The 10,784-nt window shown below is 58.4% G+C and carries 8 protein-coding genes; all 8 read left to right on the top strand.

Features of this window, described 5'->3' with window-relative positions:
- Positions 1-147: 147 nt before the first annotated feature.
- The 8 genes from H8S59_RS23505 (at position 148) to H8S59_RS23470 (ending at position 10,777) form a co-directional block, all read left to right on the top strand.
- Positions 148-618, top strand: coding sequence for a copper chaperone PCu(A)C (locus H8S59_RS23505; protein WP_187522979.1), 471 nt, complete (start codon positions 148-150; stop codon positions 616-618).
- 236 nt (positions 619-854) lie between these two features.
- Positions 855-3,962, top strand: a complete 3,108-nt coding sequence (locus tag H8S59_RS23500) for a hypothetical protein (RefSeq protein ID WP_187522978.1) — start codon at positions 855-857, stop codon at positions 3,960-3,962.
- A 199-nt stretch (positions 3,963-4,161) separates the two neighbouring features.
- Entirely contained in the window at positions 4,162-5,427 is a 1,266-nt protein-coding gene (gene urtA, locus H8S59_RS23495; protein ID WP_027901346.1) for an urea ABC transporter substrate-binding protein, read from the top strand.
- Between the two features lie 138 nt (positions 5,428-5,565).
- Entirely contained in the window at positions 5,566-7,137 is a 1,572-nt protein-coding gene (urtB, locus tag H8S59_RS23490) for an urea ABC transporter permease subunit UrtB (RefSeq protein ID WP_187522977.1), read from the top strand.
- The gene (urtC, locus tag H8S59_RS23485) at positions 7,137-8,216 is read left to right on the top strand and encodes an urea ABC transporter permease subunit UrtC (RefSeq protein WP_187522976.1); all 1,080 of its coding nucleotides are present in this window, start codon (positions 7,137-7,139) and stop codon (positions 8,214-8,216) included. The genes urtB and urtC overlap by 1 nt, the downstream gene beginning before the upstream one ends.
- Complete coding sequence (gene urtD / locus H8S59_RS23480; RefSeq protein WP_095101866.1) at positions 8,213-9,073, top strand: urea ABC transporter ATP-binding protein UrtD; 861 nt, start codon at positions 8,213-8,215, stop codon at positions 9,071-9,073. Before urtC ends, urtD begins: the two co-directional genes overlap by 4 nt.
- A 118-nt stretch (positions 9,074-9,191) precedes the next feature.
- Positions 9,192-9,890: an urea ABC transporter ATP-binding subunit UrtE gene (gene urtE / locus H8S59_RS23475; RefSeq protein ID WP_027901342.1), complete on the top strand. Its 699-nt coding sequence runs from the start codon at positions 9,192-9,194 to the stop codon at positions 9,888-9,890.
- 47 nt (positions 9,891-9,937) lie between these two features.
- Positions 9,938-10,777: an urease accessory protein UreD gene (locus tag H8S59_RS23470; protein WP_187522975.1), complete on the top strand. Its 840-nt coding sequence runs from the start codon at positions 9,938-9,940 to the stop codon at positions 10,775-10,777.
- Positions 10,778-10,784 lie beyond the last annotated feature (7 nt).

Below are 10,784 nucleotides of genomic sequence, written 5' to 3'. Positions count from 1 at the left end.
ACTGACATACCGAAATCGCGAGCAAGCTCACTCCTACAGGTCCCATGTTTTGCTTTGCGACAGCGCGGCATCGCGCCACATCCGGGGCTTTTTACTTCGCCACGTGGTTCAGGCTAAATGTCAACTCAATCGACAGGAGTCTCTTTAATGTTGAAACACCTGCTCATGCTGACAGCGTTGTTGCTGCCAGTGAGTTACGCCAACGCCAATGACTATCGCGCCGCCGAGCTGAATATTGCCGCCCCTTGGTCCATGGAGCTGCCGCCGAATGCGCCCAATGTCGCGGCCTATTTTGTCATTCACAACAATGGCCAGAACGCAGACCGCCTGCTCAGCGCAGACACGCCCATCGCAGGCACCGCTCAGCTTCACGAGCATGTTCACGCCAATGGCCTGATGAAAATGCAACAGGTGCCGAACGTGGAAGTCCCGGCCGGTGGCGACGCAGTGTTCGCGCCAATGGGCTATCACGTGATGCTGCTGGACCTGAAAGACAAGGCTGCGCTGACGGAAGGCAAAACCTTCCCGTTGACCCTGCACTTCGAGAAGTCAGGTGAGGTCACGGTAGAGGTTGAAGTGCTGAAACAGCCGCCTGGGGCTCCCAAGCACAGTCATTGATACCGGGCCCTTGATCGAGTTTTGTAGGACCGGCTTTAGCCGGGAGGGCTGCATTCCGGACGACGCAAATGCTGTGAATGTAACGGCCCCTTCCCGGCTAAAGCCGGTCCTACGTCAGGTTATACGCCTACAACACTTGCGGAATTGCCTCGACAACCAACGGCGCTAGCACCTACAGACACCCTCTCCCAAATCCGATTTCGTGAGCTGCATCTTTCATAAAACGAAACGGAATCATGCCTACTCAATCTGCTTCACCCGCTGCCAGCAGTGCAGCGTATCCACCCGATTTGCGCACCGTCGCTGAACAGGAGTTTCTGCGCCTGATGCAACGTGATAACCCGCGAGCAAGCATCGACATCAGTCGCACCTGGCTGACGTCCTACACGCTGAAGACCCTGACGATCCCACCCTTCACCCAACTCCCGGAGGAAAGCCACCCAACCATTGAACGCTCGTTGCGTCAGTTTCTGCACTCGGAACCCGTGCGCGATACTTTGCTCAGTCACTTTCTGGAACGGTCGAGCTTTGATCCGTCCGTCCATGCAGGCTTCTACAGGGCCGCGAACACAGTGGCGGAATCCGACGAGGTCGCGCATCTCGAATGCCAGCAAATCCTGGACCTTTACACACACTTCAACAGTGCGCTTGAACCGGTCTATCGCCAGCAACTGGCCGACTACTGGACCTACCTCCACAATGGCATCAGCCGCCGTGAGCGGTTTATCGCTGAACGGAAAAAGGCCTTGCTGCTGGAATCCGAAGCGGCAGTGGAGCAAAGCCTGCTCACGACCACCCAGCACGCCATGCTTGAAGAGCAACTGAACAGGCCGCGTATTGCTGACAACAACACCGTGCAGAAATATGGTGCCTTTCAATTGGCGCTGGTGGATGGGCAAGGCGAAGCGCAGATTTTACCCGGCGCGTTTGTACTGACTCATACCCAAAGCCTGCAACCACCGGCGCTGACTGACACCAATCTGGGGGAGGTACTGCTTCGTACCGAACATCAGGGGCTGGAAGGTTTCGAGAACATCGCAGCGATGATCCATTCCTTGGGGATGCGCTTTAACGACGCCATACAAAAGCAGGTTTTACTCCAGAACCTCAGCGCCGATTCACGAGAGAAAATCCTCAAACTGACGCCAGCCGTTCCTGCATGGCGTTTATCGCTGCTGAGCGGCGATGTGCTGCAAACATTGTTCGATCAGCAAGTGGCCAGGCAACAAGCCGACTTCAGCTACCTGCTTCGTCAGGCAAGAACATCGAAGATCAACGCAGATGAGTTTGCGCGGACCTTGCCCCTGCAACTGGCCAAGGCTGCGCACCTGGACAATGCGCTCATGCTTGATCGTAACGATCATCGTCTGATCGCCAGTAACATGCCGCACTGGTGGCAGAACGTAAGTCGCGAGCACCAGCAGCACTGGGTCGCCGCGGCGCAGGATTACAGCAAATCCATCATGCAGTTGCATCACCTGTGCACGAACATGCCTGACGGCCCGCAATCCCAGGGAGCTCATCAGACAGCGTGGTTCGAAAACGTAAAAAGCCTTGCCATCTCCCAACTGCGCATGGATCAGGTACAGGCTCAGACCGAGCGGCTGCCGGACGTGGCCAGAGACTGGATGAAGGTCATTATCGATAGCCCCTGCGTCGAGCAGCGGCAGAAGGTCGATGGCAAAACCATCAACCTCGATTTCATGATCCTTGAGCAACACCCGCTCCCTGATGTCATGCGTATTGCTCCGCAAGGCTCAACACCCAGGCAGCCGTTGTTGCTCTGCACCCTGAACGCACCGGACAGTCGGGTATTTCGCTGGTTTCCCGACGAGGAAACCATGCGTGAGGAGTTTCTGGAGAATCCCGACTTCACCCGATACCTGCTGCGCCAATTGCCCGAGGAAAGCCGGCCAGTGGAATGCAGCGCCGACGAGTACGAGCAATGGCTCAAGCATTTTCGTGCAAGAGAAACGTTCAAGCATCTGCAGACGCCTGCCAGGCTGCCCAGCTTTATTTTTGGCGAACCTGATTACGTTGATGAGGGCGAGGACTACCTCATGACCCATCACGACCTGAAGCATGCCCGCCGACAGGCACTTCACTTCAGGCCCGAGGTGATCAAGAAACACGGTTCGTTGTTTGGAAGCATCGCGCTGAATATTGCCATGCTGTTCATTCCTTCACCTGTGCTCATCGCGTTGGCGGCCGGTGTCGGTCTGTTCAAGCTCTGGGAGGCTTTCCAGCATCTCAGAGAAGGCGATTACAATGGCGCCGCCTTCGAATTGTTGTGCGCGGTTGGTTACCTTGGCGCTGCTGCGCTGGGTCGATGGGTGATGAATCGCGAGCCCTTCACCGCACTGGAAAATCTGCGCCCTGCTTCGCCACTGGTCCAGCGCACCGGCGCCGAGGGTGAGGAGCAGATCGGTTATCTGGAGTCCTCCACCCCCACCCCGCAACACACCGATCTGGATGCCGTTGTGCCGTACGACGCCAATCAGTTTCATGCCGTACAGATAGGCGACAGACAGTACTTCATCAAACGCCAGCCCTGGCTGTTTGGTCACTGCCAGCTCTATCGCGTAGACGTCACTAATCCTGACTTGCTGATTAAAGAGCCCGCCTACGCGTTGGAGTCCAGGCCCGGTGTCTGGAGCAGAATAGAAACACTGCGCACCAGAATCAGCAGTCTGCTGCTGAAGCAGTCAGATCAGGAGTTGGGAGACGTGGTGCAGAATTGGCCGGACTCGGCGGACAACGTCAGCAACGTATCCAGACTGGCGTTCAATCGCAACTATCTGCGTCTGGCACAAACCTCCAATGCCGATGAAATGCCGGAAATACTTGATTACTGTGAGGGCGGCTCGCAACCCATCAACACGTTGTTGCGCGCACGCATGCATACGCCGCTGACCGTCCGTTTTCTGAGCGAGTTCTATCGTCTCAACGAATATCAGGGGCGGGCTTATCGGGCCGTATTGGTCAGTGCCGCAGGACTGCGAAAACTGACCAGCGAGATCGGGCAAGTGTTCATCGATAACGGCGTGCAGTCTGCGTCAGTCAGCCGCTGGAGCAGCGAGCAGTGGAGCCGGGACGGGTTCATTCGTCAGTCGGCAAGCAGTGAGGACAGCACTGTATTCGTCATATTCAACGAGTCGGTACCAAAGAAAAACCTGTTCACCAGCTTCCTGGGAGACCACGTAGCGATTGCCCCATCCACGCCGCTGCAACTGGTGGCAAGCCGACTGGTAGGCAAACGGTTCTACGTCTACTTCAAAAGCCCAACTGCCCTTCCGGATAAATTGTTCGATCTCTACTCCGGCAACACTGAGCTGATGCTGTAAAGCATGAGCACCATTTAAGCGCAGCTCCGCGCACCAGCCCGGCAAATAAGTTCCACGCTGGTGCGTTCATTTCCTGCCCACCCGGACAGTTTCCTGTTCGGGTGGGCTATTTCGTGCCTTGGCCCAGCCTTTGCTAAACAGCAATCAGATATGCGTTATCTCGTGCGCCCCATCGAATACCAATAACGGAGCTAGCCCAATGAAGCGTCGCAGTCTGATAAAAGCCTTTACCCTTTCCGCATCCATCGCTGCGATGGGGCTCACATGGACCGTCCAGGCTGCCGAGACCATCAAGGTCGGCATTCTGCATTCGCTGTCGGGCACCATGGCTATCTCCGAAACATCGCTCAAAGACATGGCGTTGATGACCATCGACGAAATCAACGCCAAGGGCGGCGTCAACGGCAAAATGCTGGAAGCCGTGGTCGTCGACCCGGCGTCCAACTGGCCGTTGTTCGCAGAAAAGGGCCGCCAGTTGCTGACTCAGGACAAGGTTGCCGTGGTATTCGGCTGCTGGACCTCGGTGTCACGCAAATCCGTTCTGCCAGTATTCGAAGAGCTCAACGGCTTGCTGTTCTACCCGGTTCAGTACGAAGGCGAAGAAATGTCGCCCAACGTGTTTTATACCGGCGCAGCGCCTAACCAGCAGGCGATTCCCGCGGTCGAGTACCTGATGAGCGAGGACGGCGGCGCTGCCAAGCGTTACTTCCTGCTGGGTACCGACTACGTTTACCCGCGCACCACCAACAAGATTCTGCGCTCGTTCCTGCACTCCAAAGGTGTAGCGGACAAGGACATCGAAGAGGTCTACACCCCGTTCGGTCATGCTGATTACCAAACCATCGTTGCCAACATCAAGAAGTTCTCTGCGGGCGGCAAGACGGCTGTCATCTCTACCGTCAACGGCGACTCCAACGTGCCGTTCTACAAAGAGTTGGCCAACCAGGGCCTGAAGGCTACCGACGTACCGGTTGTGGCCTTCTCCGTGGGCGAAGAAGAACTGCGCGGTATCGACACCAAACCGCTGGTGGGTCACCTGGCCGCCTGGAACTACTTCCAGTCGGTAGAGAACCCGGTCAACACCAAGTTCGTCGCTGACTGGAAAGCCTACGCCAAGAAGAAAAACCTGCCGGGCGCAGACAAGGCGGTGACCAACGACCCGATGGAAGCCACTTACGTGGGCATCCACATGTGGGCGCAAGCGGTGGAGAAAGCGAAGTCCACCGACGTGGATAAAGTCCGCGAAGCCATGGCCGGTCAGACCTTCGCCGCCCCATCAGGCTTCACCCTGACCATGGACAAGACCAACCATCACCTGCACAAACCCGTGATGATCGGCGAAGTCGAGGACAACGGTCAGTTCAACGTCGTCTGGCAGACCAAAGAGCCGATCCGCGCCCAGCCATGGAGCCCGTACATCCCGGGTAACGACAAGAAGCCGGATCATGCGGTGAAGAGTAACTAAGCATCTGAGGTCACACCTCCCGGTAGGAGCGAACTTGTTCGCGAGGCGACTTACACGGCACCGCGCCGCCTGTCTCGCCAACAAGTTGGCTCCTACCGTTTCCGCGCAACTCATGCGGACGCTTTCAGGACACCTGCCATGCCCAACATTCTGTACCGCCTCATCTTCACCCTCGCCCTGCTGCTGCCCATGGCGGCACAGGCCAGCGATGCCGGTGATTTCGTAGCGGCCAGTTCCGCACAACAAGCCGAACTCCTTGAGAGCTGGGCTGCCCAGCCTGTTGCGGGGCGCATCGAACTGATCAAAGCCTTGCAGGAAGGTCGCGTTGCTGCGGATGGCAACAAACGCGCCTTTATCGAAACCGGCGACAACTACGTCGCGGTCGATGCTGATACCCCGACAACCGATGAACCGCGCAAACTGCGCCTGAATAACCGCCTGCGTGGCTTGATAGAAACCGCACTGGCCAGCAATCAACTGTTGGCCGACGATGCGAAAGTACGTCTGGCTGCCGCGCAGCAATTGCAAAAAAGCGCCCGTCCCGCGCAGTTGCCGTTCCTGAGCGTACGGCTCGCCGATGAAAAAGACGATGACGTACATGACGCACTGACACTCGCACTGGCCAATCTGCAACTGGTCGACACCAGTCCGACGGTGCGTCTGGCGGCTGTGCGCTTGCTGGGCGAAACCGGTGAACCGTTGGCCCGTACGCGTCTGGAAACCTTGTTGGCGCCGGGCGTGGAAACTGATACCAGCGTGCGTATCGCAGCCGAAACCAGCCTGGCGCAAGTGAAGCGCAAACTGATGATCGGCGAAATCCTCGGTCAGGCTTTCAGCGGCATGTCGCTGGGCTCGATCCTGCTGCTCGCGGCGCTCGGTCTGGCAATCACCTTCGGCTTGCTGGGGGTCATCAACATGGCCCACGGCGAAATGCTGATGCTCGGGGCTTACTCCACGTATGTCGTGCAGCTGATGTTTCAGCGTTACGCGCCGGGCGCTATCGAGTATTACCCGCTGATTGCCCTGCCAGTGGCGTTTTTCGTCACGGCGGCCATCGGCATGGCATTGGAGCGCACGGTGATCCGTCACCTGTATGGCCGCCCACTGGAAACCCTGCTCGCCACTTGGGGCATCAGCCTGATGCTGATCCAGGCGGTGCGTCTGGCCTTCGGTGCGCAGAACGTTGAAGTCGCCAACCCTGAATGGCTGTCGGGCGGGTTTCAGGTCCTGCCCAATCTGGTGCTGCCCTACAACCGCATCGTGATCATCGCGTTTGCGCTGTTTGTGGTGGTGCTGACCTGGCTGTTGCTGAACAAGACCCGCCTGGGCCTGAACGTGCGCGCTGTGACCCAGAACCGCAATATGGCCGCCTGCTGCGGCGTGCCGACCGGGCGCATCGACATGATGGCTTTCGGGCTTGGCTCAGGCATTGCCGGGCTGGGCGGCGTCGCCCTGAGTCAAATCGGCAACGTCGGCCCGGATTTGGGCCAGAGCTACATCATCGACTCGTTCCTGGTGGTGGTGCTCGGCGGCGTCGGACAACTGGCCGGTAGCGTCATGGCGGCCTTCGGTCTGGGCATCGCCAACAAGATTCTCGAACCGCAAATCGGTGCCGTATTGGGCAAGATCCTGATCCTGGCGCTGATCATTCTGTTTATCCAGAAACGTCCGCAAGGCCTCTTCGCATTGAAAGGACGGGTGATCGACTAATGAACCAACCATTGATGGTCACGGCCGCACAAAAAGTCGGCCCCAAGGGTACTGTGGCGGTTGGCCTGGTCGTGCTCGCCATTCTGCTGGCAATGCCCCTTTTGTCCTTGCTGCCCGCCGATAACAGCTTTCAGGTCTCGGCCTACACCCTGACGCTGGTGGGCAAGATTCTCTGCTACGCCATCGTAGCGCTGGCGCTGGATCTGGTCTGGGGATACGCCGGTTTGCTGTCCCTCGGGCACGGTCTGTTCTTCGCCCTGGGTGGGTACGCCATGGGCATGTACCTGATGCGCGAAGCCGCAGGCGATGGCTTGCCCGCATTCATGACCTTCCTGTCGTGGACCGAACTGCCGTGGTATTGGGCGGGCACCGATAACTTCTTGTGGGCCCTGTGTCTTGTGGTGTTGGCGCCGGGTTTGCTGGCGCTGGTGTTCGGTTTCTTCGCCTTCCGCTCGCGGATCAAAGGCGTGTATTTCTCGATCATGACCCAGGCCCTGACCTTCGCTGGCATGCTGCTGTTCTTCCGCAACGAAACCGGTTTTGGCGGCAACAACGGCTTCACCAATTTCCGCAGCATTCTCGGTTTCAGCATCAGTTCGCAAGGCACCCGCGCCACGCTGTTTCTGGCGACGGTGATTCTGCTGGTGGCGAGCCTGTATGTGGGCTGGCGTCTGGCGCAGAGCAAGTTCGGCCGAGTGCTGACCGCCTTGCGCGATGCCGAGAACCGCCTGATGTTCTGCGGTTACGACCCGCGCGGCTTCAAGCTGTTCGTCTGGGTGCTGAGCGCGGTGCTCTGCGGCCTGGCTGGCGCGTTGTATGTGCCGCAAGTCGGCATCATCAACCCGAGCGAAATGTCACCGACCAACTCCATCGAAGCCGCCGTCTGGGTTGCCCTGGGTGGTCGCGGCACGCTGATTGGCCCGTTGCTGGGCGCAGGTCTCGTGAACGGCATGAAGAGCTGGTTCACCGTGGCCTTCCCGGAATACTGGCTGTTCTTCCTCGGCGCACTGTTCATCATCGTCACGCTGTATCTGCCTAAGGGCGTGATCGGTTTGCTCAAGAAGAGGAGCGAACAATGAAAACCACTCCGACACCGGCGTTCATGCTCGAACCTATCCTTGATCCCAACGCTGATGCTGGCACCAGCCGTGATGCTATTGGCCTCGGTCAAAGCGTCGGCAAAGGACTGAACACTCGCCACGGCACCATCCTCACGCTGGAAGACATCAGCGTCAGTTTCGATGGTTTCAAAGCCCTTAACGATCTGAACCTGTACATCAGCGTAGGCGAACTGCGTTGCATCATCGGCCCCAACGGCGCGGGTAAAACCACGCTGATGGACGTGATCACCGGCAAGACCCGTCCGAGTCACGGCAAGGCCTGGTTTGGTGAAACCCTGGACCTGACGCAGATGAGCGAAGTGGAAATTGCTCAGGCGGGCATCGGCCGCAAGTTTCAGAAGCCCACGGTATTCGAAGCCTTGAGCGTGTTCGAAAATCTGGAATTGGCGCAGAAGACCGACAAGTCGGTGTGGGCCAGCCTGCGAGCAAAACTCAGTGGCGAACAGCGCGACCGCATCGATGAAGTGCTGGAAACCATACGCCTCACGTCGTCCATGCAACGCCCGGCCGGTCTGCTTTCGCATGGTCAAAAACAGTTTCTGGAGATCGGCATGCTGCTGGTCCAGGACCCGCAACTATTGCTGCTCGACGAGCCTGTGGCAGGCATGACCGATGCTGAAACCGAATTCACCGCCGAGCTGTTCAAGAGCCTGGCGGTCAAGCATTCGCTGATGGTGGTGGAACATGACATGGGCTTCGTAGGCTCCATTGCCGACCACGTCACCGTTTTGCATCAGGGCAGCGTATTGGCCGAAGGCTCGCTGACGGATGTGCAGGCGGATGAACGAGTCATCGAAGTGTATTTGGGCCGCTAGCTCCCTCGGTAGGAGCGAACTTGTTCGCGAGGTGATTTCAGATCCACAGTCGTTGTCTGGTCTGACGCCTCGCGAACAAGTTCGCTCCTACCGTTATCCATTTGCTTGGGAAACGAACATGCTTCAAGTCGAAAAGCTCCATCAGTACTACGGCGGTAGCCACATCCTGCGCGGGCTGTCCTTTGATGTGAAGGTCGGCGAAGTGACGTGCCTGCTGGGCCGCAACGGCGTGGGCAAGACCACGTTGCTCAAGGTGCTAATGGGCCTGCTGCCGGCCAAAGAAGGCGCCGTGCAGTGGGAAGGCAAGGCCATCACCGGCTTCAAGCCGCATCAACGGGTGCATGCCGGGATCGCTTACGTGCCACAGGGCCGGGAAATCTTCGGCCGGTTGACCGTGGAAGAAAATCTGCTGATGGGTCTGTCTCGATTCCCCGGCTCTGAAGCCAAGGAAGTCCCGGCATTCATTTATGAGCTGTTCCCGGTATTGCTACAGATGAAACATCGGCGCGGCGGCGATCTGTCCGGTGGTCAACAGCAGCAACTGGCGATTGGTCGTGCGTTGGCCAGCCGTCCACGCTTGCTGATTCTCGACGAACCCACCGAAGGTATTCAGCCGTCGGTGATCAAGGAAATCGGCGTGGTGATCAAGAAGCTCGCGGAACGAGGCGACATGGCTATCCTGCTGGTTGAACAGTTTTACGACTTTGCCGCCGAACTGGCCGATCAGTATCTAGTGATGTCCCGTGGCGAGATTGTTCAGCAAGGCCGTGGCGAGAATATGGAAGCCGAAGGCGTGCGTGGTCTGGTGACCATCTGAGTGGTATCCGTTAAGGTGCAAACTTTGAACAGAACGACAGCGAGCCAATGAATCTTCCCGCCCACACCGCATTGTTCACGCCCAGCTGGCATGCCGAGCTGGAGCTGGGCTATGGGCGTTTTGGCGACAGCACGCGCCCCACGCAGCGCCGCCACAAAGGCCCCCTGCGGGTGCAAAAACACCTTTACGCCGAAGGTCCGCAAGTTTGTCAGCACATTATTGTTCATCCGCCCGGCGGAATAGCCGGTGGTGACCGACTGGACATCAGCGCCAGCGTCGGCCCCGATGCCTGGGCACAACTGACCAGCCCCGGCGCAGCCAAGTGGTATCGCGCGGCAGGTCCGGCTTATCAGCAACTTGATCTGAGCGTTGCGCCGGGAGCGACACTGGAATGGCTGCCCCAGGAAACCATCGTGTTCAGTGCCGCACAGGCCGAACTGACCACTCGCATCGATCTGCAAGGCGATGCGCGGCTGCTTTACTGGGACGTCGTGGCGCTGGGTAGACCGGCGAGCGGCGAGAGCTTCAAGACCGGGCATTTTCAGGCGCATCTGGATGTGCGCCGCGACGGCAAGTTGCTGTGGCATGAACGGCAACGCATCATCGGTGGCGACGGCTTGCTCGACTCACCGATTGGTCTGGATGGCAAAACCGTATTTGGCACGTTGCTGGTCACCGGCAACATTGACAGCGAATTGCTTGAGGCCTGCCGCGCGGTGCCCAATCTGGTACGCGGTGATTTGACCCAACTGCCCGGTTTGCTGGTTGCCCGCTGCCTGGCTGACGAGGCGCTGCATGCCCGGGCCTGGATGATCGAACTGTGGAAACTGCTGCGCCCGGCGCTGTTGGGCCGGGAAGCGGTAGCGCCGAGGATCTGGAGTACTTGATCCTGTG

This window comes from Pseudomonas folii (genome assembly GCF_014357575.1).
Lineage (GTDB): Bacteria > Pseudomonadota > Gammaproteobacteria > Pseudomonadales > Pseudomonadaceae > Aquipseudomonas > Aquipseudomonas folii.
Note: the sequence above shows the minus strand (reverse complement) of the source record. Positions and strands in the feature narration are given on the sequence as shown.